The organism is Microtetraspora sp. NBRC 13810 (assembly GCF_030268685.1).
Lineage (GTDB): Bacteria > Actinomycetota > Actinomycetes > Streptosporangiales > Streptosporangiaceae > BSRQ01.
The window spans coordinates 22,935-47,120 of the sequence record NZ_BSRQ01000028.1 but is presented as its reverse complement, the minus strand read 5'-3'; the positions used below and the strand labels follow the sequence as shown (position 1 = coordinate 47,120).

At 69.6% G+C, this 24,186-nt stretch carries 24 protein-coding genes and 1 pseudogene; 13 read left to right on the top strand and 12 right to left on the bottom strand.

All coding sequences use genetic code 11. The annotated features are described in order from the left end of the window. The first annotated feature begins 15 nt into the window (after positions 1 to 15). From dnaB to trpS, 6 genes are all read left to right on the top strand, one after another. The gene (gene dnaB / locus QSK26_RS37390; protein ID WP_285780081.1) at positions 16 to 1,368 is read left to right on the top strand and encodes a replicative DNA helicase; all 1,353 of its coding nucleotides are present in this window, start codon (positions 16 to 18) and stop codon (positions 1,366 to 1,368) included. Between the two features lie 112 nt (positions 1,369 to 1,480). Then, entirely contained in the window at positions 1,481 to 2,020 is a 540-nt protein-coding gene (locus QSK26_RS37385) for an EF-hand domain-containing protein (RefSeq protein WP_285780080.1), read from the top strand. A 41-nt stretch (positions 2,021 to 2,061) separates the two neighbouring features. Further along, positions 2,062 to 3,873, top strand: coding sequence for an acyl-CoA dehydrogenase family protein (locus QSK26_RS37380; RefSeq protein WP_285780079.1), 1,812 nt, complete (start codon positions 2,062 to 2,064; stop codon positions 3,871 to 3,873). Between the two features lie 33 nt (positions 3,874 to 3,906). Further along, positions 3,907 to 4,629: an HAD family hydrolase gene (locus QSK26_RS37375; protein WP_285780078.1), complete on the top strand. Its 723-nt coding sequence runs from the start codon at positions 3,907 to 3,909 to the stop codon at positions 4,627 to 4,629. Positions 4,630 to 5,132: 503 nt separating this feature from the next. Beyond that, positions 5,133 to 6,095 (top strand): fatty acid desaturase family protein, encoded by a 963-nt coding sequence (locus QSK26_RS37370; RefSeq protein WP_285780077.1) that lies wholly within the window; start codon positions 5,133 to 5,135, stop codon positions 6,093 to 6,095. 145 nt (positions 6,096 to 6,240) lie between these two features. Then, positions 6,241 to 7,278: a tryptophan--tRNA ligase gene (gene trpS, locus QSK26_RS37365; RefSeq protein WP_285780076.1), complete on the top strand. Its 1,038-nt coding sequence runs from the start codon at positions 6,241 to 6,243 to the stop codon at positions 7,276 to 7,278. Positions 7,279 to 7,296: 18 nt separating this feature from the next. Here trpS and QSK26_RS37360 read toward each other — a convergent pair whose 3' ends face one another. Beyond that, on the bottom strand, positions 7,297 to 8,031 hold the full coding sequence (locus QSK26_RS37360) for a metallophosphoesterase (RefSeq protein ID WP_285780075.1): 735 nt from the start codon (positions 8,029 to 8,031) through the stop codon (positions 7,297 to 7,299). A 391-nt stretch (positions 8,032 to 8,422) separates the two neighbouring features. On the opposite strand from QSK26_RS37360, the gene QSK26_RS37355 reads away from it, so the two are divergent. Then, a complete protein-coding gene (locus tag QSK26_RS37355) occupies positions 8,423 to 9,367 on the top strand; it encodes an SMP-30/gluconolactonase/LRE family protein (protein ID WP_285780074.1) in 945 nt (314 codons plus the stop codon). A 287-nt stretch (positions 9,368 to 9,654) separates the two neighbouring features. Here the strand turns inward: QSK26_RS37355 and QSK26_RS37350 are convergent, their stop codons facing one another. Genes QSK26_RS37350 through QSK26_RS37335 form a run of 4 tightly spaced genes read right to left on the bottom strand, consistent with a single transcriptional unit; the run spans position 9,655 to position 12,719 of the window. Next, positions 9,655 to 10,407: an SDR family NAD(P)-dependent oxidoreductase gene (locus tag QSK26_RS37350; RefSeq protein WP_285780073.1), complete on the bottom strand. Its 753-nt coding sequence runs from the start codon at positions 10,405 to 10,407 to the stop codon at positions 9,655 to 9,657. A gap of 56 nt (positions 10,408 to 10,463) precedes the next feature. Beyond that, a complete protein-coding gene (locus tag QSK26_RS37345) occupies positions 10,464 to 11,039 on the bottom strand; it encodes a TetR/AcrR family transcriptional regulator (RefSeq protein ID WP_285780072.1) in 576 nt (191 codons plus the stop codon). Positions 11,040 to 11,080: 41 nt separating this feature from the next. Further along, positions 11,081 to 11,800 carry an ABC transporter permease gene (locus QSK26_RS37340; RefSeq protein WP_285780071.1) on the bottom strand — a complete coding sequence of 240 codons (720 nt, stop codon included), beginning with the start codon at positions 11,798 to 11,800 and terminating at the stop codon, positions 11,081 to 11,083. Between the two features lie 10 nt (positions 11,801 to 11,810). Continuing rightward, the gene (locus QSK26_RS37335; RefSeq protein ID WP_285780070.1) at positions 11,811 to 12,719 is read right to left on the bottom strand and encodes an ABC transporter ATP-binding protein; all 909 of its coding nucleotides are present in this window, start codon (positions 12,717 to 12,719) and stop codon (positions 11,811 to 11,813) included. A 192-nt stretch (positions 12,720 to 12,911) separates the two neighbouring features. On the opposite strand from QSK26_RS37335, the gene QSK26_RS37330 reads away from it, so the two are divergent. The 5 genes from QSK26_RS37330 (at position 12,912) to dnaN (ending at position 18,951) form a co-directional block, all read left to right on the top strand. After that, positions 12,912 to 14,438, top strand: a complete 1,527-nt coding sequence (locus QSK26_RS37330) for a sensor histidine kinase (protein ID WP_285780069.1) — start codon at positions 12,912 to 12,914, stop codon at positions 14,436 to 14,438. Position 14,439: 1 nt separating this feature from the next. Beyond that, positions 14,440 to 15,972 (top strand): sensor histidine kinase, encoded by a 1,533-nt coding sequence (locus QSK26_RS37325; RefSeq protein ID WP_285780068.1) that lies wholly within the window; start codon positions 14,440 to 14,442, stop codon positions 15,970 to 15,972. Further along, positions 15,969 to 16,616: a response regulator transcription factor gene (locus QSK26_RS37320; protein WP_285780067.1), complete on the top strand. Its 648-nt coding sequence runs from the start codon at positions 15,969 to 15,971 to the stop codon at positions 16,614 to 16,616. The genes QSK26_RS37325 and QSK26_RS37320 overlap by 4 nt, the downstream gene beginning before the upstream one ends. Before the next feature lie 121 nt (positions 16,617 to 16,737). Further along, on the top strand, positions 16,738 to 17,631 hold the full coding sequence (locus QSK26_RS37315) for a phosphotransferase family protein (protein ID WP_285780066.1): 894 nt from the start codon (positions 16,738 to 16,740) through the stop codon (positions 17,629 to 17,631). A gap of 222 nt (positions 17,632 to 17,853) precedes the next feature. After that, positions 17,854 to 18,951, top strand: coding sequence for a DNA polymerase III subunit beta (dnaN, locus tag QSK26_RS37310; RefSeq protein WP_285780147.1), 1,098 nt, complete (start codon positions 17,854 to 17,856; stop codon positions 18,949 to 18,951). Positions 18,952 to 19,316: 365 nt separating this feature from the next. Here dnaN and QSK26_RS37305 read toward each other — a convergent pair whose 3' ends face one another. The 7 genes and pseudogenes from QSK26_RS37305 to upp all read right to left on the bottom strand — a co-directional run bounded on the left by QSK26_RS37305 (position 19,317) and on the right by upp (position 23,532). Further along, a complete protein-coding gene (locus tag QSK26_RS37305; RefSeq protein ID WP_285780065.1) occupies positions 19,317 to 19,991 on the bottom strand; it encodes a FadR/GntR family transcriptional regulator in 675 nt (224 codons plus the stop codon). Positions 19,992 to 20,092: 101 nt separating this feature from the next. Continuing rightward, the gene (locus QSK26_RS37300; protein WP_285780153.1) at positions 20,093 to 21,121 is read right to left on the bottom strand and encodes a transcriptional regulator; all 1,029 of its coding nucleotides are present in this window, start codon (positions 21,119 to 21,121) and stop codon (positions 20,093 to 20,095) included. 201 nt (positions 21,122 to 21,322) lie between these two features. Beyond that, positions 21,323 to 21,397 (bottom strand): annotated as a pseudogene (locus QSK26_RS37295) (hypothetical protein); the annotation flags it as partial. 192 nt (positions 21,398 to 21,589) lie between these two features. Then, positions 21,590 to 22,117 carry a PH domain-containing protein gene (locus tag QSK26_RS37290; protein ID WP_285780064.1) on the bottom strand — a complete coding sequence of 176 codons (528 nt, stop codon included), beginning with the start codon at positions 22,115 to 22,117 and terminating at the stop codon, positions 21,590 to 21,592. Further along, a complete protein-coding gene (locus QSK26_RS37285) occupies positions 22,114 to 22,272 on the bottom strand; it encodes a hypothetical protein (protein WP_285780063.1) in 159 nt (52 codons plus the stop codon). The genes QSK26_RS37290 and QSK26_RS37285 overlap by 4 nt, the downstream gene beginning before the upstream one ends. Positions 22,273 to 22,457: 185 nt before the next feature. Then, entirely contained in the window at positions 22,458 to 22,682 is a 225-nt protein-coding gene (locus QSK26_RS37280) for a hypothetical protein (protein ID WP_285780062.1), read from the bottom strand. Between the two features lie 211 nt (positions 22,683 to 22,893). Further along, positions 22,894 to 23,532 (bottom strand): uracil phosphoribosyltransferase, encoded by a 639-nt coding sequence (upp, locus tag QSK26_RS37275; RefSeq protein ID WP_285780061.1) that lies wholly within the window; start codon positions 23,530 to 23,532, stop codon positions 22,894 to 22,896. A gap of 140 nt (positions 23,533 to 23,672) precedes the next feature. Between upp and QSK26_RS37270 the strand changes: the two genes are divergently transcribed. Further along, entirely contained in the window at positions 23,673 to 24,182 is a 510-nt protein-coding gene (locus QSK26_RS37270; RefSeq protein WP_285780060.1) for a tRNA adenosine deaminase-associated protein, read from the top strand. Positions 24,183 to 24,186 lie beyond the last annotated feature (4 nt).

Here is a 24,186-nt window from a genome sequence, read left to right as displayed (position 1 = left end):
TCGAGGGGGTGCGTGGTGGACGATGAGGCGCCGGTCTTCGGGCCCGGGTTCGAGCGCACCCCGCCGAACAACATCGAGGCGGAGCAGTCCGTCCTCGGCGGCATGCTCCTGTCCAAGGACGCCATCGCCGACGTCGTCGAGGTGCTGCGCTCCGACGACTTCTACCGCCCGGCCCACCAGATCGTCTACGACATCGTCACCGACCTCTACGGCCGGGGCGAGCCCGCCGACGCCATCACGGTCCTCGACGAGCTGCAGAAACGCGGCGAGATCGCCCGGGTGGGCGGCGGCGCCTACGTGCACACGCTCACCGCCGTGGTGCCCACCGCCGCCAACGCCGGTTACTACGCCAAGATCGTCCGCGAGCAGGCCATCCTGCGCCGTCTCATCGAGGCCGGCACCCGCATCGTCTCCTACGGCTACGGCGGGCAGAACGAAGAGGTCGACGACCTGGTCGACCGCGCCCAGGCCGAGATCTACAAGGTCACCGAGCGGCGCACCTCGGAGGACTACCTCCCGCTCAACGAGATCATGCAGGGCGCCCTCGACGAGCTCGAGGCCATCGGCAACCGCAGTGGCCAGATGGTCGGCGTCCCCACCGGGTTCCAGGACCTCGACCACCTCACCAACGGCCTGCACCCCGGCCAGATGATCGTCGTCGCCGCCCGCCCGGCGATCGGCAAGAGCACGCTCGGGCTGGACTTCGCGAGGTCGGCGGCGATCAAGCACCGGATGACCACGGTCATCTTCTCCCTGGAGATGTCGCGCAACGAGATCACGATGCGTCTGCTCTCCGCGGAGGCCCGGGTCAGCCTGCAGTCCATGCGCTCGGGCACGATGAGCGACGACGACTGGACCAGGCTGGCCCGCCGGATGAGCGAGGTGGCCGAGGCGCCGCTGTTCATCGACGACTCGCCCAACATGTCGATGATGGAGATCCGGGCCAAGTGCCGGCGGCTCAAACAGCGCCAGGACCTGCGCTTCGTGATCATCGACTATCTCCAGCTCATGAGCTCTCCAAAGAAGACGGAGAGCCGCCAGCAGGAGGTCTCCGAGATCTCCCGGGCGCTCAAGCTGCTGGCCAAGGAGCTGGAGGTCCCGGTCATCGCCATCTCCCAGCTCAACCGAGGCCCCGAGCAGCGCACCGACAAGCGCCCGCAGGTCAGCGACCTGCGGGAAAGTGGATCGATCGAGCAGGACGCCGACATGGTCATCCTCCTGCACCGGGAGGACGCCTACGAGCGGGAGTCGCCGCGGGCGGGCGAGGCCGACCTGATCGTGGCCAAGCACCGTAACGGCCCGACCGCAGTGGTGACCGTCGCCTTCCAGGGCCACTACAGCCGGTTCGTCGACATGGCCCCCCACTAGGCCCCGTCTCGCTGCCGGCGGGCCAAGGTCAAACCCGTCCGAGCTATTCACAAAGCGTTACCATATGCTTACCATGAGTGAAGCAATCGTAACGCGGACGGAAGGAATTCCCATGGCCGACTTCCTGGAGCAGAAACTGAGGCACTTCTTCGGCCTCATGGATCGCGACGGCAGCGACACCCTTGAGGTCGAGGACTACCTGCACGCCGCGGACCGGGTCAGCGAGTCGTTCGGCTTCGCCTCCGGTTCCGTCGAGCACAAGGCCGTGGGTGACTCCCTGATCGGCTTCTGGCGGCACGTCGTCGCCCCCGCCGACCTGGACGGCGACGGGCACGTCACCTTCGAGGAATACGCCGCTGCCTACCGCCAGGGCATCGCGGCCGACGGTTACGCCCGGATCGAGCCCATCGGCGACGCCATCATCTCCATCGCGGACACCGACGGCGACGGGAAGGTCACCCAGGAGGAGTTCGTCCGGGCGATCTCCGGCGGGTTCGGCGTTCCCGCCGAGCAGTGCGCGGCGGCGTTCACCTCACTCGACACCGGCGCCAAGGGCCACCTCACCCGGGCCGAGCTGCAGCGGGCCACCGCGGAATACTTCCTCGGCGACGACCCGGCGGCGCCCGGCAACAGCCTGTTCGGGCGATTCTGACACGCGCCGCCGCCACGGAGACGAGGGTCGCATTGGACACCGTGACCGCACTGACCGGCGTGCTCTTCGGAGAGCGATTCGGCGAGACCCACGACCCGTGGCGGCGGCTCTTCGCGACCGAGCCGTTCCGCGACGACCGGGAGCCGCCTCCCGAGGAGAGCGGGCAGCGGGCCTACCGGCGGCTCGGCCACCTCAACGCCGGCATCCCGTCGGCCGAGCGGCTCGTGACGGATGTGGAGCTGCTCGCGGGGATGCACGAATGGGCCGCCGTGGTGGACTGCGGGCTGGCCGTCATCGCCGGCATCCACTACAACCTGTTCCTCGGCAGCCTGCTCGACCATGATCCGCACGAGTCGCGAAGCCTGCGGGAGTTCGTCACGCTGCGCCGTACGGGAGTGTTCTTGTGCACGGAGCTGGCGCACGGGAACGGCGCGGCGCAGTTGGAGACGACGGCGGAGTTCGACGCCGCCGCCAACGGGTTCGTGCTGCACACCCCCCATCCGGGCGCCCAGAAGTACATGCCGAACACCAGCCTGGTGGGCGGGCCGAAGAGCGCGGTGGTCGCCGCGCGGCTCGTCGTCGACGGAGAGGATCGCGGGGTCTTCCTGTTCCTCACCCCGCTGAGCGACGAGCGGGGCCACCTGCCCGGCGTCCGCGTCAGCCGGCTGCCCGGCCGGATGGGCGCGCCGGTGGACCACTGCCTCACCTCGTTCGACCGGGTACGGCTGCCGCGGCACGCCCTGCTGGAGTCCGATCGCGGGCGGCTGGTCGAGGGCGGCTTCTTCACGAGTGCGGTGGACAATCCCAGGCGGCGGTTCCTGGGGTCCATCGCCCGGGTGACCACCGGGAAGCTGTGCATGAGCGCGTGCAGTCTCGGCGGCACCCGGATGGCCATGGCGATCGCCATCCGTTATGCCCATACGCGGCATACTTCGGGGTTGTCCGGGGGCCAGGTGCCGCTGTTCGCCTACCGCAGTCATCACGCGCGGTTGCTGGGCGCCCTCGCCACGACGTACGCGGCCACCCTGCTGCACCGGACAGCCGTGCGCCGGTGGGCCGGGTGCTCCGCCGGAGACCGGGCCGAGGCCGAGAACCTCGTCGGGATCGCGAAGGGCTGGGTCACCTGGCAGGCGCGCGAGGTGCTGACCGAGTGCCGCGAGCGGTGCGGCGCCCAGGGACTGTTCTGGCTCAACGGCATCGCCGGCTACCTGACCTCCAACGAGCTGGCGATCACCGCCGAGGGCGACAACCTGCCCATCTGGCTCAAGGCGGCCGGGCGGATGATCCTCGGTCAGGCTCCGGTCCCGCCGCCGGCCCCGGCCGCCGCCGACCTCACCGATCCGCGCTTCCTGCAGCACCTGCTGGCCGGGGCCGAGGAGATCTGGGACCGGCGGGCGCGCACGGCGCTCGAACGGTGCGCCGACCCCGACCCGCTCGGCCGGTGGAACGCGGCGAGCGCCCCGGCGCTCCAGTTCGTCGGCGCGCACGCGCAACGTCTGGCCGGCGACGCGATGGCGACCGCCGCCGAGCGCACGCCGCACGCCGAGGCGGCCCGCCTGCTGCGTCTGCTGCACCGGCTGTTCGCGCTGCCCAGGATCTCCGCGTGCGCGGGCGACCTCGTCGCCGCCGGGCGGCTGCCCGCGGAGCTCGTCGGGCAACTGCCCGTCCTCCTCGACGCGACCGTCGCGGAGCTCGCGCCGCACGCGCGGGTCCTGACCGACGCCTTCGCCATCCCGGAGGAGCTGCTGCACCGCTTCCCGCTCGCCGACCCTTCGCACGACGCCATCATCGAGCGGTTGCACGACGCGCAGGTTGCCGGCGACGGCGGGGTGACGGTGGGGTCCCGGCCGTGACGCGCGCGCCGCCGGCTAGTAGATTGCGGCAACGTGTCGTCCTCCATCCCGTCCGCCCCCGTCCGGGGGGTGTTGTTCGACGTGGACGACACCCTCTTCGACTACACGACCTCCGAGCGGGTCGGCCTGATCGAGCACCTGGCTTCCGAGGGGCTGCTGGAGCTGTTCCCGACGCCGGCCGACGCGGTGGCGATGTGGCGGGCGATCATGGAGGAGGAGTACGCGCGCTTCCTGGCCGGCGAGCTGACCTTCACCGGGCATCAGCTCGTCCGGGCCAGGCGGTTCCTGACTCACGTCGGGCACGGGGGGCTGTCGGACGAGGAGGCGTTCGCCTGGTTCGAGCGGGGCGCGGCGTTCCGGAACGCGCAGTGGTCCGCCTTCCCGGAGGCGGACGCCGCGCTGCGGTCGCTCGCGCACTTCCGGCTCGGGGTCGTCTCCAACTCGACGCTGGCCTTCCAGCGGCACAAGCTGGGGGTGATCGGGCTGCTCGCCCACTTCGGCGAGGCGATCGTCTGCTCCGTCGAGCACGGCCTGCCCAAGCCGCACCCGGGCATCTTCCTCGCGGGCTGCGAGCTGCTCGGCCTGCCGCCGCACGAGGTGGCGTACGTCGGCGACAAGTACGACATCGACGCCCTCGGCGCCCGGGACGCGGGGTTGCGCGCCTTCTGGCTCGACCGGGCGGCCACCGGAGTCGTTCCGGCGGACGGGGTGACGGTGATCCGGTCACTGGAGGACCTGGTGACCGCTCTGGCGTGAGCGTCTCGGCACCTGCCGGAAGGTCCAGCATGTATCCCATGACCTCATATATCAAGATCTGGCTGCCTGAGAGACGCGTCGGTTAGCCTGTGCTGTCACGCACGACGTCTTATCCCCTGTGGGAGTGTTCCACCATGGCACCGCATGCCCCTCCGCAGGCCACGCCCGTACGCTTAGGCGCCGGATCTCGTTGATCAGCCGATCGGGCGGATTCTCGGGACTTCCGGCGCGGACGATGGTAGGGCTGGCCATACCATCTGTCGGGGTGCGTGCGGGCTGTTTCGCCACCTCAGGGGTGCAGACACTGGAAATGAGCCTCTTACAACCTCATTCCATGGCTGTTTCGCCATCGTTGTCCGAGGCCGTCGCCAATTCCCCATGTGAGGAGACCCGTGTCCAGCACAGTCACGATCGACCCCTCTGATCGACCAGGTGACAACCGCGAAGGGACACGGGGCAGCGATTTCGCCCGTCTCTCCCGCCGGATCCAGGAGGCAGGACTCATGGATCGGCGGCCAGGCTACTATGCGACCCGGTTCGGCATCGTCGGGCTGCTCTACGCCGGCGGCTGGGCCGCGGTCTTCCTGATCGGCGACTCCTGGGCCCAGGTGCTGGTCGCCGCGGTCCTCGCCGTCGTCTTCGTTCAGGTGGCGCTGCTCGCGCACGACCTGGCACACCGGCAGGTCTTCCGGTCCAGACGCGTCACCGAGAATATCGGCGTGGTGGTCGGCAACCTGCTGATCGGCCTGGGCTACGGCTGGTGGACCGACAAACACACCCGCCACCACGCCAACCCGAACCACGAGGACCACGATCCCGACGTGAGCCCGGCGGTCATCGTCTGGTCGTCGAGGCAGGCGGAGCAGAGCAAGGGGCTGCCCCGGCTCGTCTGCCGGATGCAGGCGTTCCTGTTCTTCCCGCTGCTGACGCTGGAGGGCGTGCACCTGCACATCGCCAGCTTCCGGGCGCTGACCCAGCCGGCGGTCAAGCGGCGCTGGACGGAGGCGGTGCTGCTGACCGGGCACCTGCTGATCCTCGCCGGGGTGCTCTTCACGACGATGTCGTTCGGCAAGGCGCTGGTGTTCCTCGCCGTCAACCAGGCCGTCTTCGGCTTCTACCTGGGCTGCACGTTCGCGCCCAACCACAAGGGCATGCAGATGCTCACCGCCGAGGACGAGCTGGACTTCCTCCGCCGCCAGGTGCTGACCTCCCGCAACGTCACCGGCAACCAGGTCGTCGACATCGCGCTCGGCGGGCTCAACTACCAGATCGAGCACCATCTGTTCCCGAGCATGCCGATGCCGAACCTGCGCAAGGCCCGGCCCATCGTCCGCGACTACTGCGCCGAACTGGGCGTGCCGTACCAGGAGTGCGGGCTGTTCGCCTCCTACGGGCAGGCGCTGCGGCACATGCACGAGGTCGGGGCGGTGCTGCGCACCGGAGATCGCCTACAATCGACAGCATGAACCGCGTGTCCAGTCTGAACTGGTGGTGGCCGTCTTAGGGCGGTCACCGAGATACGCGTGCATATCCGGGCCGTCCTTCGGGCGGCCCGTTCGACGTCCGGGTCTCCTTGAAGGCGGTCTCATGACCGAAATGTGAGGAACACCCATGACCAACCCGCGCATGCTCAGCGGCGACCGGCCGACCGGCCGGCTGCACCTGGGCCACTACGTCGGCAGCCTCGCCAACCGGCGCGCCCTCCAGCGCAGCTACGAGAGCTTCTTCATCCTCGCCGACCTGCACATGCTGACCACCCGGAACTCCCGGGCGGATATCGAGGCGGCCGGCGTCAACGCCCGGCATCTCGTACTGGACGCCCTGTCCACCGGGATCGAGCCCGCCCTCTCGGTCTTCTACCTGCAGTCGGCGGTGCCCGAGGTGGCCGAGGCCGCCCTCCTGTTGCAGAGCCTGGTCACCGTGCCGCGATTGCAGCGCATCCCGAGCCTGCGCGACATGGCGCGGGCGTCGGGCAAGGAGGAGATGCCGCTCGGCCTGCTCGGCTATCCGGTGCTCCAGGCGGCCGACATCCTGTCCCTCAAGGCGGATGCCGTACCGGTGGGCAAGGACAACGCTCCGCACGTCGAGGTGGCCAGGGAGGTCGCCCGGCGGTTCAACCACCTTTATGGCGACACGTTCCCTGTGCCGCGGCTGGTCTCCGCGGACGTGCCCACGCTGATCGGCACCGACGGCCAGGCGAAGATGAGCAAGAGCCTCGGCAACGCGATCTACCTCTCCGACACACCGGATCAGGTGCGCCGCAAGGTCGCCGGGATGTACACCGACCCGAACCGGATCAGGGCCGACGTGCCGGGCCGGGTCGAGGGCAATCCGGTGTTCCAGTACCACGACCTGTTCAACGCCGACCGCGGCGAGGTCGAGGAGCTCAAGGCGCGCTACCGCGCGGGCCGGGTCGGCGACGTGGAGGTCAAGAACAGGCTCGCCGTCGCGATCAACGCCTTCCTCGACCCGATGCGCGAGCGCCGGGCGCGTTTCGAGGCCGAGGACGGCCTGGTGGAACGGCTGATCGTGCAGGGCACCGAGCGCACCCGCGCGATCGTCCGGCAGACCGTGCACGAGATGCGCGCGGCCATGGGGCTCAACGGCATCTATCCCGGCTACCGCGGAGACGCGCCCGTCCCCGCATGAAGGGACGGCCCCCGCGGCTCAGGCGCAGACGCGGGCGTGCGTGACGAACTGCTCGCCGTCGAAGACGTGCAGGGAGAACGCCGGCGGCTGGTCGTAGTCCACCGGCCGCTCGGCGGATGTCTCCGGCGGCAGCAGCAAGGTCGAGATCACCCCGGGCGCGACCCGCACCGGCAGCCCCGCGAAGGTCGCGCTCGCCGCCGTGTGCGCGTGCCCCACCAGCAACCCCGCCACCCGCGGGTGCCGCGCCAACACCTCTTCCAGCCGGTACGGCTCGCGCAGCCGGATCTCGTCGACGTAGGGGACACCGAGCGGCACCGGCGGGTGATGGAAGCCGACGAACGCCGGAGTGTCCCCGCCGGCCAGCACGTCCTCCAGCCACGCCAGCGTCTCGTCTTCGAGGAATCCCTCCGGCCGGCCGGGGACGCTGGAGTCGCACAACGCGATCGTGACACCGTCCAGGTGCAGCGCCTGGTTCACCGGACCGTCGCCGTCCTCGCCGAGCAGCACCTTGCGGAAGGTCGCCCGGACGTCGTGGTTGCCCGGGCAGATGACGGTGGGCAGACGCGACCGCAGCAGATCACGGGCGATCTCGTACTCCCCGGCCTCTCCGTGGTCGGCTATGTCCCCGGTGACGATGAGCGCGTCAACGGGGCCGGGCAGGGTCTCCAGGTAGCGCATGACACGCGCCGCCCGCTCGACGCTCTGATCGGAACCGCCGATGTGGATGTCGCTCACATGCGCCAGAGTCAGCATCCGGCCAGGCTACTCCCGGGCCCGGCAGCGCCCTTTCGGGGTCCGGGGTGTCTTTTCCGGGGTCCGGTGGCTTCTCGGGGTCCGGTGGCGTCCTTTCGGGGTCGGCGGTGCTGTTTTCGCACTCGTGCTGGACGCGTACTTGGGCTCGCGCTCGCGCTGGACACTGGACGTGCACTTGCACTCGCGCTGAACCTTGGATGCGCGCTCGCCCTGAACCTTGTATGCGCACTCCCGTTGGACTTTGGATGCGCGCTCGCGCTGAAGCTTGTATGCGCGCTCGCCCTGAACTTTGGACGCGTACTCGCCCTGAACCTTGTATGCGTACTCGCGCTGGACGCGCCGGGCGAGGAAGATCTCTGTGAGGGGCGACGGCGGCCCCGGAGGAGGGCGCATGTTCGAGACGCTGGACGACAGGTTCGCGAAGTGTCGTGGCGACCGGCGGCCCGAGCGGCTCTTCGACGGGTGCCGGTGGGCTGAGGGGCCGGTGTACTTCCCGGCGCACCGGAGCCTGGTGTGGAGCGACATCCCCAACGACCGCATGCTGCGCTGGGACGAGGAGACCGGGACCGTGGCCCCGTTCCGCCGCCCCGCCGGATACACCAACGGCAACACGCTCGACGGCCAGGGCCGCCTGGTGACCTGTGAACACGGGGGACGCCGGGTCACCCGCACCGAGCACGACGGCTCGATCACCGTCATCGCCGATCGCCATCAGGGCAGGCGGCTGAACAGCCCCAACGACGTGGTGGTCAGGTCGGACGGCTCCATCTGGTTCACCGACCCGTCGTACGGCATCGACAGCGACTACGAGGGGCACCGGGCGGAGAGCGAGATCGGCGGCTGCCATGTCTATCGGGTGGACCCGGTGAGCGGCCGGGTGGACCTCGTGGCCGGCGACTTCGAGCAGCCGAACGGCCTCGCCTTCTCCCTCGACGAGCGGTTCATCTACATCGCGGACAGCGAGAGAGGCCACATCCGCCGCTTCCGGGTCGGAGACGACGGCACCCTGTCGGCGGGCGACGTGTTCGCCCGATGTACTAAGGGCGTCTTCGACGGCATCCGGCTTGACGCCGAGGGGCGGGTCTGGGCGGCGGCGGAGGACGGGGTGCACTGTCACGACCCGGACGGCACACTGATCGGTAAGATCCTCTTCCCGGAGACGGTGTCCAACCTCGTCTTCGGCGGCCCCAAACGCAACCGCCTCTTCGTCACCGCCACCACGTCGGTCTACTCGGTCCTGCTCACCGTCAACGGCGCCCCACCACACTTCGACCGAGGCTTCGCCCATGGCCTAGACCGCAGCCTCGACCGGGGCCAAGGCCCGACGACCACCTGAACGTCACACATCCCCCGCGCCCCCGGGCCTGATGCCGCGCGCTGGGCCTGATGCCGCGTACTGGGCGTGGTGCCGCGTACTGAGCCTGATGCCACGCTCTGGGCCTGATGCTGCGCACTGGCGTGATGCCACGCTCTGGGCCTGATGCCGCGTTCCGGGCCTGGTGCCGGGTACTGGGCGTGGTGCCGCTCTGGGCCTGGTGCCGGGTACTGGGCGTGGTGCCGCTCTGGGCCTGGTGCCGCTTCCCTGGGTCCGGTGCCGCAACCACTGGGGCCACCGCGCAGAAGTCAGATGGAACTGCCTCCGTCGACCACGAGATCGTGACCCACGGCGAAACCGGCGTCGTCGGAGGCGAGCCACAGGACGGTGCCGGTGATCTCGTCGAGGCTGCCGACCCGGCCGATGGGGAGTTGCTGCTTGAGCCTGGCGGCGCGGTCGGCCTCGGTCTCGCCCGGTCGCATCGACATCGCAGTGTCGTGCGGCCCGGGGCTCACCGCGTTGATCCGGATGCCCTCGCGGATGTACTCCAACGCCGCCGTCCTGGTCAGCGCGATGACGGCGGCCTTGGAGGCGCCGTACGCGCTCAGGCCGGGGAACCGGCGGTGCAGGCCCACCTGCGAGCTGACGTTGACGATGACACCCTGGCCGGCCCCGCGCATGGCGGCGATCTCGTGCTTCATGGCGTAGAAGACGCCCGTCGTGTTGGTCTCGATGACGCGGGTCCACTCCTCCTCGGGCATCTCGACGACCGAGCCCACGGCGAACGTGCCCGCGCAGTTGACGGCGATGTCCAGCCGGCAGTAGCGCTCGATGATCCCGTGGACCAGGGACGCCACGTCCGAGGAGTCGGTGACGTCGACGGTGATCGCCGCGGCCTGACCGCCCTCCTCGGAGATCAGCTTGACGGTCTGCTCCAGCGGCTCGCGGCTGCGCCCCGCCACGACGACGCCGGCGCCCTCACGGGCGAAACCCCGGGCGATGGCCTGCCCGATGCCGGAGCCGCCGCCGGTGACGAGAACGACCTTCCCGCGAAATCTCACTTTTCATCCCCCTTATTCAGGAACGCTCATTCTGGAACTGTGTCGGCGCCCGGCTGTCAGGTCAGCAGTGTGAGCGCCTGGGCGGCGGCGTCACGGACGCGCGCGGGATCGGGTGAGCCCTTGCCCACGAGGCGGAGACCCTGCAGGAAAACCAGCGCGAAGCGGGCCAGCGCCTGGGGGTCCTTGCCCGGAGCCAGCTCGCCCTGGGCGCGAGCGCGCATGAACGCCGAGGTCAGCGCGCCTTCCAAGGTGGCCCAGTTGGTCTCGACGAACCTCGTCACCTCGGCGTTGCCGGGCAGAAGCTCGCCGGCCGCGTTGACGACCATGCAACCTCGCGGGTCGGTCACCGCGCTCTCGGCGTACATGGAGATCAGGGCTCGGACGGCGGGCAGCGCCGGGCCGGGCTGCGACAGCACCTCGACCGGATTCGGATCGCTGGAGTCGAAGTAGAGCCGCAGTGCGCGCAGGTAGAGCTCCTGTTTGTTACCGAAGGTGGCATACAGGCTGGCCCGCCCCACCCCCAGGTGCTCCACAAGATCGGCCATCGACGTGCCTTCGTACCCCTGCTTCCAGAACAGCTCCAAGGCGGCGCCGAGCGCGACATCGGGATCGAACTCCTTGGTTCTCGCCATGGCTACCAAGCTAAGGCATTCCAGAACGTATGGTCAATTATTCACTCCCAACGGAAGAACCGGACGGCGACCGCACCGGCCACCACCAGGGTGAGCGTGATGACGATCAGGTCGCGCGGGTTGGGCGCGGCGCCCCACCAGGTGTCTCTCAGCGCCTGGCCGAACGGCGCCACCGGCAGGAAGTCGCCGATCCGCCGCAGGAACTCGGGCATGGTCTCCCTGGCCATCCACATTCCGCTGACGAACATCAGCGGGAACATCAGCACCGAGCCGATCCCGCTGGCCAGCTTCGCGTTCGGCACGAGGGCGGCGAGCAGCAGGCCGATCGCGAACAGGGAGGCGCTGCCGAGCACGAAGGCGAGCACGAACCAGCCCGGCTGCCGGGGGACGGCGATGCCGTGCACCAGGTTGCCGGCGACGATCAGCACGACGCCGGCCAGGACGGCGACGACCAGGTTGATCAGAAGCTGCACCACGAGCACCTTGCCGGGGGAGACCGGCGTGGTGGACATCCGCCGCAGCACACCGCTCTCCCGGTAGGCCGCGAGGGTGCCGGGCAGGATGGTGAAGCCCAGCGTCATCACGGCGAGGGTCGTCATCATGCCGGGCAGATGGGTCTCAAGCGTCTGCTGATCGCCCGGGTCGGGTGCGCTGATGCCGCCGATGCCGAGTAACAGGCCGAGCGGCAGCAGCAGCGAGATGAGGAGCCCGGCCGGCTCCCGCAGGTAGAGCTTGGTCTCCATGGCGAGAATCTTGGTCATCACACGGCTCCTAAATCTCGATCTTCTTGCCGGTGAGGGCGAGGAAGGCGTCGTCGAGCGTGGCCCGCTCCACGCGCATGCCGGTCGGGACCACCTGGTGCGCGGCGAGCGCCTGGCTGATCGCGAGCACCAGGTTTCCCGTCCCGGTCACCAGCACGTCGCCGCCCGCCCTGGTCACGCCGGTGACCTCGGGCAGCACGTCGAGCGCCACGTCGTCCAGCGGGCCCGAGGGGCGGAACCTGACGGACTGCTCGTGCTCGACCCGGGAGATCAGGCCGGCCGGGCTGTCCACGGCGACCACGCGACCGTCGTCGATCAGCGCGAGCCGGTCGCAGAGCCGCTCGGCCTCCTCCATGAAATGGGTGACCAGCACGATCGTCACGCCGGCGGCCCTGATCTGCTCGATCAGCTCCCACGTGTCGCGGCGCGCCTGCGGGTCGAGCCCGGTGGTGAGCTCGTCGAGGATCGCCACCCGCGGGTTACCCACCAGGGCGAGCGCGATGGAGAGCCGCTGCCGCTGGCCGCCGGAGAGCTTGCCGAAGGCGGCGTCCCGCCGGTCCGCGAGGCCGACGCGCTCGAGCAGCTCCTCCCAGTCGGCCGGTCTGTCGTAGAAGGAGGCGTAGAGGTCGAGCGCCTCCCACACCCTGATCCTTTCGGGCAGCACCGCGCTCTGTAACTGCACGCCGAGGTGCTCTTTGATCCCGTGCCGGTCGCGGCGGGGATCCAGGCCGAGGACCGAGACGGTCCCGGCGTCGGGGGTGCGCAGGCCGGCGACGCACTCGACCGTGGTCGTCTTGCCCGCGCCGTTGGGGCCGAGCACGCCGAAGATCTCGCCCTCGCCGACCGTGAACGACACGTCGGCCACGGCAAGCTTGTCGCGGTAACGCTTGCGGAGATGGCTCACCTCGATGACATCCATGTGCCCGAAGGTAGACAGACGGCGGCCCGCGCAGAATCCGCCTGGACACCGAGGTGGGGTGTACCTAACTCCACCCCCGAACGGTGTCCAGGGACATTCCCCCGGAACCCCCCATGCCACAGACTTGAAGAGCCCGCGGGGTGCCGTCGCCGGCGCCTCACGTCGCGCCGGGCGGAGCCAGAAGGAGGTCGCATGAGGCGTTACCGGGTCGCGTTCGCCCGCGCGTTCGCGCTGCTCTACTACGCCGTCACGGGCGCGGCACAGGCCGTCACGACCCTTCTCCTCCTGATCCCCACCTTCTGCTTCGGGGCGTTCTCCCTGCTTCCCCGAGTGGTCCTCCCTGTACGGCGGAGCGCGATCCGGGCACGGGGGCGGGCACGGGCGTGGTCGGGGGTGGAGGTGCCGGCCCCTTACCGGCCCGAGCCCCCGCCGCCCGTGCCCCAGGCCGACGGGTTCTACCGCTCCGGCCGCATCCTGTACGAGACGCCCTGCGTCGTGTCCCGCAACGCGCGCTGGAAGTGGCTGTTCGGCGATCCGGCCACCTGGCGCGACGTGACCTGGCGGCTGCTCGACCCGTTCGTCGCGGTCGTGCTCGCCGGGCTGCCGCTGCTGGCGATCGGCTACGGGCTGACCATGCCGATGCACTGGTCGCCGCTCGCCGTGCCGCTCGGGCTGGCCGTCGCGGCGGCGGGGGTGCTCGCCCTCCCGTGGCTGATCCGCGCCCACGCATTGTGGAGCAGGTGGCTGCTGGCCCCGAGCGACCGCGCCACGCTCACCGGCCAGATGCACCACCTGGCCAGGACGCGGACGGAAGTGGTCGACTCCCAGGCCGTCGAGCTGCGCAGGATCGAGCGTGACCTGCACGACGGCGCCCAGGCCCGGCTGGTCGCGATGGGCATGACGCTGAGCGCGGCCGAAGGGCTCGTCCCGGCCGACCCGCCCGCGGCCAAGGCGTTGATCGCGCACGCCCGCGAGCAGTCGTCCGCCGCCCTCGCCGAGCTCAGGCAGGTGGTGCGCGGCATCCATCCGCCGGTGCTCGCCGAGCGCGGGCTCGGCGACGCCGTGCGCGCGCTCGCGCTGGACAGCCCGCTCAAGGTGCAGGTCGCCATCGACCTCCCCGTGCGGCCGGACGCGCCGGTCGAGTCCGCCGCCTACTTCGCGATCAGCGAGCTTCTCGCCGACGCGGCCCGCGAGGAGGACGCGGAGGCGGTGATGATCGACATCAGCCATCACGGTCCGCGGTTGCGCGTGACGCTCACCGACGACGGCAACGGCGCCTTCGGCGTCTACAGCGGGCTCGGCGACGTCGAGCGCCGCATCGCCGCCTTCGACGGTGTGCTCGCCGTCTCCGCTCCCTACGTCGGGCCGACTATGGTGACGATCGACCTGCCGCACGCCCTGGCCGGCTCCATCATCGACGTCCCGGCGAAGATGCCGGTGTGGAAAATGGTCCTGATCGTGCTCGGGCACGCGGTGGGCTGGCTGCCGCTCTTCCCGCAGGGCATCGTGGCGGGGGTCTTCAAGCTCGTCGGCGCCGACGACCCGAGCTGGTTCCTCGCCCTCCATCTTGCGGAGCCGCTCCAATGGCCGACCATCTCCTTCATGATCGTCACCGGCCTGCTCATGTACGGCACGGCCATGGTTCTCTCCGTCGCCCATTCGCCGGACGACTGGGAGTCCGAGGTGTCCCCCAACATCCCCTGGTTGCGGTTGGGCTGACATGATGACCTATCTGCGCAGAGCGGGTGCCGCGCTGGGGCACGTGACGCTGATGTTCGGGCTGGGCCTGGCGCAACTTCCGCTGGCGCTGCTGCTCCTGGTGGCCCTGCTGGTCACGTTCGGCCTGGGCCTCGTCTTCTTCTTCGTGCCGGTGGTCATGGCCACCCGTAGGTGGACGATCCTGGTCCGTCGCCTGACGCTGGTCACGACCGGCGTGGAGATCCCCACCGCCTACCACGCGGAGCCGCCACCGCCCCTCCGCCAGCCCGACGGCTGGTATCGCGGAGGCAACCGGCTCTACAAGTCGGCTCGCCTGTGCTCCTACAACACTCGGTGGGACTGGGCGTTCAAGGATCCCGCCACCTGGCGCGACTTCGGCTGGGTGCTCGCCTACCCGCTCGGGAGCGCCCTGTTCGCCGCCCTGCCCGCCGCCCTGGTGGTGTACGGCGTGCTGCGGGTCCTGCGGGGGGAGCCGGGAGAGATCCTCCTCGGTGTGTTCCTCGGGGTGGTGGGCGTGCTGATCGCGCCCACGGTGTCACGCGTCATCGGGCTGTCGATCGGGCTCCTGCTCGGCCCCAGGGACAAGGACCGGCTCGCCGGTCAGGTGCGTCACCTCGCCCAGGCACGCACGGAGGCGGTGGACACCCAGGCGGCGCAGCTCCGCAGAATCGAGCGCGACCTGCACGACGGCGCGCAGGCCCGGCTGGTGGCCGTGGGCATGACCCTGGGGGCGGCCGAGCAGCTTCTGGACACCGATCCGAACGCTGCGGTGGCGCTCCTCGCGCGGGCGCGCGAGGCGTCGTCGGCCGCGCTCGACGAGCTCAGGCAGCTCGTGCGCGGTATCCGGCCGCCGATCCTCGCCGAGCGCGGGCTCACCGAGGCCCTGCGCGGCCTCGCCGTGGACAGCCCCCTGAGCGTCACGGTGCGGGCCGACCTGCCCGTCCGGTGCGACGCCGCGATCGAGTCCGCCGTCTACTTCGCGGTCAGCGAGCTGATGACCAACGCCGCCCGGCACGGCCAGGCCGGCCGGGTCGCCGTCGACCTCGTCCTGCGCGAAGGGGCGCTCGCCGTGACGGTCGCCGACGACGGCAGGGGAGGCGCCGACCCGGCCGGGGGCAGCGGCCTGCGCGGCATAGAGCGGCGGATGGCGACCTTCGACGGCACCCTGGCACTGTCCAGCCCACCCGGCGGCCCCACCGCGGTCACCCTGGTGGTGCCGCACGCGACGCTCGACTCGGCAACGCGCTCTTCCACGTCCGCGAAGGCCGTGGCGCCGAGGTGGAAGTCCGTCGTGGCCGGCCTGTGTTTCGGCCTCTTCTCCCTTCCGCTCCTGCCACTGGGCTTCGTCTCCCTGTTCGCCAAGCTGCACCACGTCCCCGACACCGGATGGTGGCCATGGCCAGGTCTTCCCGCGTCGTTCCACCAGTGGCCCATGATCATCGGGATGATCGCCCTGGGCGCGGCGCTGCTTCTCACGGCTATCGTGTTGACCGTCCAGATCTCCGAAGCGCGAGAGCCAGGGGCAGCCGAGTGAGAGTGGTCATCGCCGAAGACCTCTATCTGCTTCGCGAGGGCTTGGTCCATCTCCTCAGGGCACACGGGCTGGAGATCACGGCCGCCGTCGAGACCGGGCCCGACCTGCTCAAGGCGCTCGTCGAGCAGCGACCGGACGTGGCGATCGTGGACGTCCGGCTGCCGCCGACGTTCACCGACGAGGGGCTCCAGGCCGCGCTCACGGCACGGAAACAGGTCCCAGGGCTTCCCGTCCTGGTCCTCTCCCAGCATGTCGAGCAGCTCTATGCCCGCGAGCTGCTCGCCGACGGGTCGGGGGCGGTGGGTTATCTCCTCAAGGATCGGGTCTTCAACGCGGAGCAGTTCATCGACGCGGTGCGCCGGGTCGCGGGTGGCGGCACGGCCATGGATCCCGAGGTCATCTCCAAGCTGCTCGCCAGCAACGCCCGCAACGAGCCCCTCGGCAAGCTCACCCCTCGGGAGCGCGAGGTGCTGGCGTTGATGGCAGAAGGCCGGTCCAACGCCGCGATCGCCCAGCGGCTGTTCCTCAGCGAGAGCGCCGTCGGCAAGCACACCGCCAACATCTTCGCCAAGCTCGACCTCAGCCCCTCCGACGACGACAACCGCAGGGTCCTGGCCGTCCTCGCCTACCTCAACGCATCCTGACCACAACGGAACCGACCGCGACGGCATCACTACGCCTGGAGCATCCGGGTCAGACCGACCGGGGTGGAGCGGCCGGGGCGATCGGCGGGCGGGGTGGCTGTTGCGATCGTAGGGTGGTGGGATGGCAGATCAGAGCCGCGTCGACACTGTCCGTGACATGGTGGAAGAGCAATTAGCCGGTTACCGGGTCGGCTCCGCCGTACTGCTCGGGGAGAGCGAGGACAACGTCGCCTACGAGGTCAACGGCGAGCTGGTCGTGCGGTTCGGCAAGGAGTCCGATCCGATGCTCCGGGCGGCACGGGTGGAGCGGGAGGCGCGGCTGCTCGCCGCCGTCGCGGGCATATCGACGGCGCCGGTGCCCGAGCCGGTGTTCACGGTGGCCGATCAGGGCTGCCTGGCCTACTACAAGCTGCCGGGCGTGCTGTTGCTGCACATGCCCCTGTCGCGCCGGGCGGTCCGGGGCGAGCCGGTCGCGGCGGCGCTCGGCGGGCTGCTCACCGGGCTGCACGCCGCCCCCGTCGACCGGGTGGCCGATCTGGTGGCGACCGAGGTCCAGCCGACCGCCCTGTGGCTGAGTGAGGCGGCGGAGGTCTATCCGGCCGTCGCGGCCGAGGTGCCGGTGGTGTACCGCACGTCCATGGAGGCGTTCCTGACCGCGCCGCCGCCGGCGGGCGAGTACGTGCCGGTGTTCTCGCACAACGACCTCGGGATCGAGCACGTACTGATCGACGGGGCCATCTGGACGGTGACCGGTGTCATCGACTGGAGCGACGCGGCGATCACCGACCCCGCCTACGACTTCGGCCTGCTCTACCGCGACCTCGGCCCCGCGGCCTTCGACGCGGCCCTGCGTGAGTACCGGACCGACGTCAACGACATCAAGACCCTGGTCGAGCGGGCCGTCTTCTACGCCAGGTGCTGCGTGATCAAAGACCTGGCCTACGGTCTGGAGACGGGCAGGGACAGGTACACCGTCAAGAGCCTCGCGGCGATGGAGTGGCTGTTCCCGGGTTGACCGGGGAGCGGGGCCGGGACGGATGGTGAGTACGGCGGCGGGTGGCAGCCCCCGGTGCCGGACACGGTGCGGAGCTGTTCCGGGGTGGCCCGGGACGCGCGCCGTACGGAGCGGTCACCGTTTGGGGGCGGTTGTCGGGCGGGGCGCCGGAACGGGGCGTTCTGTCGGGGGGAGCGGATACCTTTCAAGGGAAGTGTGAACGCGATGAAGGGAAGGGGACAGGTGAAGATCCGGGTCAATCGTGATGTCCTGGCCGACACCGTGGCATGGACCGCGCGGGTGCTGCCCGCCCGGCCGGTCGTGCCCGTGCTCTCCGGGCTGCTCCTCGATGCCGGTGACGAGCTGACGATCTCCGCGTTCGACTACGACGTCTCGGCGCGGGCTTCCATCGAAGCCGAGGTCGCCGAGCCCGGCAGGGTGCTCATTCCCGGCAAGATCCTTGCCGAGATCAGCAAGAGCCTGCCGGCCGAGCCGGTCGAGATCACCTCGTCGGGCTCCGAGGCGCTGCTCACCTGCGGCAGTGCCGAGTTCGCGCTGCTCACCATGCCGGTGGAGGACTACCCGACGCTGCCGCAGATTCCGCAGCGGATCGGCGCCGTGGGCGGCGAGATCTTCGCGTCCGCAGTCGGCCAGGTCGCTCCGGCCGCCAGCCGTGACGAGACGCTGCCGATGCTGACCGGGATCCGCATCGACATCGCCGACGAGGCCGTGGCGATGGCCGCCACCGATCGCTACCGCATCGCGGCCCGCGACTTCACCTGGCGTCCCGAGCGGCCCGGCCTCACCGAGGCGGCGATGGTGCCCGCCCGGGTCATGGTCGAGGTGGCACGGTCCCTGCGCGGCGGTGAGGTCGCCCTATCGCTGGGGGACGGGGTGGCCGGTTTCGAGAGCGCCGGGCGTTCCACCACGGTGCGGCTGCTCGACGAGCAGTTCATCGACTACCGTTCGCGGCTGTCCGACACCTGGTCGATCCGGGCCGACGTGCGGGCCGCGCCGTTCGTCGAGGCGATCAAGCGAGTGGCCCTGGTCGCCGAGCGCAACACCGCCATCCGCCTGTCCTTCACGCACGGCCAGGTGACCATCCAGGCCGGCGGCGGCGACGTCGGGCGGGGCACGGAGGTCGTCGAGGCCGAGCTCACCGGAGACGACATCCAGATCGCCTTCCAGTCGCACTTCCTGCTCGACGGCCTGACCGGCGTCGACACCGAGCTGGTCCGCCTCAACCTGGAGTCGCCCTCCCGGCCCGCCCTGATCACCAGCGTCCCCGGCGACGGACAGCCCGCCTTCCGCTACCTCGTGATGTCCCTGCGCCTCGGCTGAAGCGAAAGGCCATCAGGCTTGAGCCTCGGTGGGAAACGGCCATAGAGGCGGCCGTTGGGGGGGCCGGGAAGCGCCAGTGTGGGATGCCGCGACGGTGCCAGTGTGGGGGGCCGAGAAGGCGGCAGCGTGGGGGTGCCGGGGTGAAGGTGCCGGGAGGCGGCCGGAGTCGCTCCGGAAACCGGCAGAGTCCACCGGAAACCGCCGGAGCTCCGGAAACCGGCAGAGTCCACCGGAAACCGCCGGAGCTCCGGAAACCGGCAGAGTCCACCGGAAACCGCCGGAGCTCCGGAAACCGGGCGGAGTCGTCTCGGGAAGCCGTCGCCCGTGGGGTGGTGGTTTGAGGTACGGGCGGCGGGGGTGGGTGTTCAGTCCTCGGTGAGGGCGATGAGGATGTGTTCCATGCAGGCGTGACCGGCGCGCTCGGCGGCTGCGGCGTCGCCGGCGGCGATGGCTCTGGAGATCGCGTCGTGTGGGATGTAGGTGCTGTTCAGCGAGGTGCCGGCGGCGGTGATGCTGGCCCGCAGCGCGGCTGAGAAGTCTTCGTAGAGGTCGAGCAGCACCCGGTTGTGCGTGGCGTGCACCACGGCCATGTGGAAGGCGAGGTCCGCCTCCACGAACGCGTTGGGCTCGCCGCTCTCCCAGGCGCGCTCCCGGTCGGCCAGGGCCGCTTCGATGAGCTTGATGTCCGCTTCGGTTCGCCTCGTCGCCGCGAGCCGGGCCGCTTCGACCTCAAGCGCCCTGCGCACCTCAAGGATCTCCAACTGCTCGGCCTGGCGAAGCCGCCGGAGCATGGCACCGGACAGCTCGTTGGTGGCCCGCACGTATGTGCCGTCTCCCTGCCGGCAGTCGAGCAGCCCGGCGTGGGTCAACGCCCGCACGGCCTCCCGTACGGTGTTACGCCCGACACCGAGCTGCTCGGCGAGAGCCGTCTCCGTCGGGATCTTGGCGTTGAGCCGCCAGGAACCCGTGGTGATCTGCTCCTTGAGTTGGTCGATCACCTGGTCGACGAGGGAAGCCCGCTGCGCCGTACGCAGACTCACTGTCCGCCTCCTCCGGGGAAACCAATCATCCTACGATTCAATGACTGGTAGACCCCAATTATTCCAGATGCGGAAAACTGCCCCGGAGGAGGGTCCCTGCCTTAACGCGTCAGCACCGCCGTGTCCATGGCCACCCCGTTCAGCACCGAGCGAACGCCCACCGTCTCAAGCGCCTTACGGTAGGCCGCCGCCTGGTCGTCTTCCGCCCCCGTCTCCCCGTAAAGATCCCCCAGCTCGCGCCAGGCGCGAGCGACCTGCCTGTCGTGCTCCTCCGGAGAGGTGACCGTGTCCAGGATGTCCCGGGCCCTGCGCAGGGCGACCGGCACGTCGCCCTCCCCTTGGGCCAGTGCGACCCGTGCGAGCACGAGATGCGCGTGTGCGGCTGTCGCGCTCGCCGCACCGGACAGGACATCGAGCGAGGATGCGGCGAGCTTGGCCGCTTCGGCGGGCTTGTGGCCCTTGAACTGGACCTGCGCCAGCACGATGAGGCTCGCCGCGTGTTCGCGTGTCGCCGCGGGGAAGACCGCGAAGATCTCCGTCGCGGCGGTCGCGTAGCCGCGCGCCTCGTCGATATGGAGCGTGCCAGAACCGGTGACGGCGAGTCTTGACCAGTCCATCGCGATCCGCGCCAGCCGTACGGCCATGCGGGCCGGGCGGCCGGTGGCGAGCGCGTCGTCGGCGAGACGTACCGCCAGTGCGGAGTCCTCGCCCTGTGCGGCCGTCACGCTGGCCCGCCACAGGGCGTGCACCTCGGCCTCACGATCGACCGCGGGCGGCACGCCGTTGTCCGCCAGCACCTGGCGGACGTAGGACAGTGCGGAGTTCTGCTGGGGGTGCACGCCGGCCGCCTCGACCAGCGCCGAGGCGAGGTCGACGGCGATCTCGCCGTGCGTGAGGGCGAGTCGGGCGACCTGGCGGAGCGCGTGCCCGCCGAGGTCCCTGGCGCGCAGCGAGTCACCGGCTCGCTGGTAGCACCGGCTGAGCGCGACGGTCAGCGGCAGGTCGGCCAGCCGCTCGGGGTGGGCCGCAGCCTCACGCCTGAGCCGCTCGAACGCCTCGACCGCCGGGCCGATCTTGCCCTGGCCCTCCAGCGCGCGGGCACGGCCGTGACGGGCGTGCGCCGCGAGCATCGCATTCTCTTCGCCGGCCGCTTTGATGATCTCCCCGAAGCGCTCGGCTGCGACTTCGGCATCACCGTGGTACAACTCAAGCTCTGCGTGGCGCAGTCCGAGCTCGGTGTCGATCCGCTGACGCGGCTCGATGCCGTGCAGAAGGAACTCGGTGGTGCACCCGAGACGCTCTGCCAGGAGGCGTGCGACGACCGGCGTGGGCGTCCGCTTCCCGGATTCGATGAGGGAGACGTAACTGTCGGAGAGGTCGGGCCCGGCCAGCTGAGCCTGGGACATTCGCCTGCTCAGCCGTAGACCTCGAACACGGTCACCAATGGTTCCCTGACTCGGCATCTGATCTCTCAGGGCGGGGTAATGGTCAATGTTGTCTGCATGATTGCATAAAGGCGTGGAATCGGGTAACCCTGCGCGTGGAATCGTTGCGGGGGCGAACCATGTCCACCCCCGCCAAGTCAGGACGAACAGGTACTAATCATCCGAATCCCCGCCCGGAAAGAGCATCTGGCAGACCTCGAGGTACAGAGTCTCGGGGTAGGGGATGTACTTGACCCTGGAGAACGCCTGATCTTGACCGGCCGACTCCAGGACGAACTCGCCGTATCCGAGCATGCGGCCGAGCAGCGAGCGCTCGAAGCTCATGTCGGTCACCTTGCCGAGCGGCATCATCGCGACCTTGCGCGTGATCAGCCCGTCGGTGATCAACATCCGCTTGGACGTCACCACGAAATAGTCGACCGACCACTCCGCCACTTTCCAGACGAAGCGGATCAACAGGAGTAGCCAGGCCCACCACACGATGACGAGGGCCTGGCCACCGCTGGTCTCACCGAGCCACCTGCTGAGCAGCCCGGCGATGATGAGGCCGCCGAAGACCTCACCGATGGGTCGGAGCAGCACGGCCGGGTGACGCCGCACCATGATGACTTGTTGTTCTTGGGGGAGCAGGTAGCGGTTGACCGACGACGGAGCGGAGTCTCCGTGGGTCACAAGTCTCATGAGAGATGCACCACGAACTGGGCCAGTGAGTCGGCCGCGTTGTAAACCGTCTTCATGGCTCCCTTGACCGCCGTCGCCGCATCCCCTGGTCGGTTGAAGAGCAGGAATGCCACGAACCCGACACCTGAGTATGTCAAAATCTTCTTGACCTGCACCGTAGCCTCCAGCTACCCATCCACCCGCTGCACCCGCCGTATACATTACCCACGCGCTTGCTTGGGTAAAGCGGGCCAGAGCATCACAGTCCTGATCCCTTCGGAATAGAGATCATGACTGCCCGGTCTTGACGTGTTCTTCTCTTCCGTGTGATCGGCCGCCACGCCGTACGCCCCCGGCACGGTCATCCGTGCTCGGCCGCGACGAGCGCGAGAACCTCCAGATGCCGGCGAGCGATCCGCTCGACCAGGCCCCGATGAGCACAACCGGTGACTTCCAGAGCGCCGTAATGCGCCGCCTCGACACAGCGCGTGACGGTCGCCGGCGGATGAACGCCCGCGAACTCGTCACGCAAGGTGGCTTCGACATCCGCGTACGGGTCGGGCTCGACGTCGACGTGCCCGCTCATGACCGGGCTCGCGCGTCTGGCGGAGGCCCGGTGATCTGCTCGCTCATGGTTCTCCCAGATGTGTGCCGGTCCAATCGGACGGGACACAGAAGAGATGTGTTCGTCACTCTACGTACCCACACCTGAACAGTATGTAACGAAGGCCGAGCAGAGGGTACCGTTTCGCGGCAAGTCATTGTGCGGCGGGCGGTTTCCCGGGGGGTGGAAAGGGTCAGACCACGCCGTAGAGGCGGTCTCCGGCGTCACCCAGGCCGGGCACGATGTAGCCGTTCTCGTTCAGCCGCTCGTCCAGGGCGGCGGTCACCACCCGCACCGGCCGGGCCGGCTCGCCGAACGTCTTGTCCAGCAGCGCCAGCCCCTCGGGCGCGGCCAGCAGGCACAGCGCCGTCACGTCGTCGGCGCCCCGCTCGAAGAGCAGCTCGATCGCCGCCGCCAGGGTGCCGCCGGTGGCCAGCATCGGGTCCACCACGTAGCACTGGCGCCCGGAGAGGTCCTCCGGCAGCCGCGTCGCGTACGTCTGCGCGGTCAGCGTGCCCTCGTCGCGGATCATCCCGAGGAAGCCGACCTCCGCCGTGGGCAGCAGCCGGGTCATGCCGTCGAGCATGCCGAGCCCGGCGCGCAGGATCGGCACGACGAGCGGGGCCGGGCGGGCCAGCCGTACGCCGTGCGCAGGGGCGAGGGGGGTCTGGACGGTGACATCCGTCACGCGTACGTCGCGGGTGGCCTCGTAGGCGAGAAGCGTCACCAGCTCGTCGGCCAGCCGGCGGAACGTCGGCGAGTCCGTCTGCACATCACGCAGCACGGTGAGCTTGTGGGCGACGAGAGGGTGGTCCACCACGAGGGTACGCATGAAGGACAACGCTATCCTCAACCACCGGCGCGCCGATACGGGCCGTTGTTTTGATCACAATTTGGTCGGAGGGTCGTACGGCCACTCGATGCTTCTGGGAGCATGAGAGGCCGTAAGAGACCACGTCGGTGGGGTGGACGATGACAGACGAAGATGCGCTCGACTTCGCCATCGTGGTCTATCGGGAGGATGATCACTGGGAAGCCGAGATGCTCCCGGTTGCGCTCACTTCCGATCTCCACGGGTTGATTCACGCGATGAGGCAGCAGCCGAGCATCAGTGGCACGATTGGCCTGGTCGCCGTGGGGGATGAGTTCTTCGTGGCGCTACGGGTGATTGGCGAGCGAGTGAGCCTGTTCCTGTCCGATATCGCCGCGTCGTGGGACTGGCCCTTGGCGCAGCAGGCCCTGGAGTACCTCGACGTGCCGGTTCCGGACGAGGACGAGCTCGACGCGATCCTCCAGGACGAGGAGATCGCCCTCCCGGCCGGGGATCTGTCGATCTTCGCTGACCTCGGTCTTGACGAGATGGAGCTCGGCGCCCTCTCCGGCGACTTCGAGCTCCTTCCCGACGAGGTGCTCTCCAGCATCGCCGCGCGGCTGGGATTCTCCGAGCCGTTCGAACGCGCCCTCGACTCGGTGTTCGGCTGATTCC

Excerpts from the sequence above, each read along its gene's own strand:
- QSK26_RS37300 (WP_285780153.1), bottom strand. The coding sequence starts at position 21,121 with ATGCTCGCGGCGCACGCCCGTCACGGCCGTGCCCGCGCGCTGGAGGGC.
- QSK26_RS37360 (WP_285780075.1), bottom strand. The coding sequence starts at position 8,031 with ATGCTGACTCTGGCGCATGTGAGCGACATCCACATCGGCGGTTCCGAT.
- QSK26_RS37325 (WP_285780068.1), top strand. The coding sequence starts at position 14,440 with ATGATGACCTATCTGCGCAGAGCGGGTGCCGCGCTGGGGCACGTGACG.
- QSK26_RS37335 (WP_285780070.1), bottom strand. The coding sequence starts at position 12,719 with ATGGATGTCATCGAGGTGAGCCATCTCCGCAAGCGTTACCGCGACAAG.
- QSK26_RS37270 (WP_285780060.1), top strand. The coding sequence starts at position 23,673 with ATGACAGACGAAGATGCGCTCGACTTCGCCATCGTGGTCTATCGGGAG.
- QSK26_RS37340 (WP_285780071.1), bottom strand. The coding sequence starts at position 11,800 with ATGACCAAGATTCTCGCCATGGAGACCAAGCTCTACCTGCGGGAGCCG.
- upp (WP_285780061.1), bottom strand. The coding sequence starts at position 23,532 with ATGCGTACCCTCGTGGTGGACCACCCTCTCGTCGCCCACAAGCTCACC.
- QSK26_RS37385 (WP_285780080.1), top strand. The coding sequence starts at position 1,481 with ATGGCCGACTTCCTGGAGCAGAAACTGAGGCACTTCTTCGGCCTCATG.
- QSK26_RS37315 (WP_285780066.1), top strand. The coding sequence starts at position 16,738 with ATGGCAGATCAGAGCCGCGTCGACACTGTCCGTGACATGGTGGAAGAG.
- QSK26_RS37345 (WP_285780072.1), bottom strand. The coding sequence starts at position 11,039 with ATGGCGAGAACCAAGGAGTTCGATCCCGATGTCGCGCTCGGCGCCGCC.
- trpS (WP_285780076.1), top strand. The coding sequence starts at position 6,241 with ATGACCAACCCGCGCATGCTCAGCGGCGACCGGCCGACCGGCCGGCTG.
- QSK26_RS37290 (WP_285780064.1), bottom strand. The coding sequence starts at position 22,117 with ATGAGACTTGTGACCCACGGAGACTCCGCTCCGTCGTCGGTCAACCGC.
- QSK26_RS37330 (WP_285780069.1), top strand. The coding sequence starts at position 12,912 with ATGAGGCGTTACCGGGTCGCGTTCGCCCGCGCGTTCGCGCTGCTCTAC.
- QSK26_RS37280 (WP_285780062.1), bottom strand. The coding sequence starts at position 22,682 with ATGAGCGGGCACGTCGACGTCGAGCCCGACCCGTACGCGGATGTCGAA.
- QSK26_RS37355 (WP_285780074.1), top strand. The coding sequence starts at position 8,423 with ATGTTCGAGACGCTGGACGACAGGTTCGCGAAGTGTCGTGGCGACCGG.
- QSK26_RS37370 (WP_285780077.1), top strand. The coding sequence starts at position 5,133 with ATGGATCGGCGGCCAGGCTACTATGCGACCCGGTTCGGCATCGTCGGG.